This is a genomic window from uncultured Metabacillus sp. (assembly GCF_947503125.1).
GTDB lineage: Bacteria > Bacillota > Bacilli > Bacillales > Bacillaceae > Metabacillus.
This window is the reverse complement of sequence record NZ_CANNCR010000208.1, coordinates 1-313: the sequence shown is the minus strand read 5'-3', so window position 1 is coordinate 313 and position 313 is coordinate 1. Positions and strand designations below refer to the sequence as shown.

At 45.7% G+C, this 313-nt stretch carries 2 tRNA genes; both read left to right on the top strand.

Annotation, left to right across the window (positions count from 1 at the left end):
- The first annotated feature begins 50 nt into the window (after nucleotides 1–50).
- A tRNA-Arg gene (locus tag Q1B07_RS26900) sits at nucleotides 51–127 on the top strand.
- Nucleotides 128–236: 109 nt separating this feature from the next.
- Nucleotides 237–313: transfer RNA gene (locus Q1B07_RS26895), tRNA-Pro, on the top strand.

Below are 313 nucleotides of genomic sequence, written 5' to 3'. Positions count from 1 at the left end.
ACCGGTTCGATTCCGGTCCTCGGCACCAATTATACTATAAAGATTAAAATGCGCCCGTAGCTCAATTGGATAGAGCGCTTGACTACGGATCAAAAGGTTAGGGGTTCGACTCCTCTCGGGCGCGCCATATATTTTGAAGTGAGAATTAGGAAGTCAGAACTGAGATTGAAAGCTTTATATATAAGATAATGCTTTGGGATCTCTGACCTCTCACATCCCATATCTGATATTTATTTCGGGAAGTAGCTCAGCTTGGTAGAGCACTTGGTTTGGGACCAAGGGGTCGCAGGTTCGAATCCTGTCTTCCCGACCA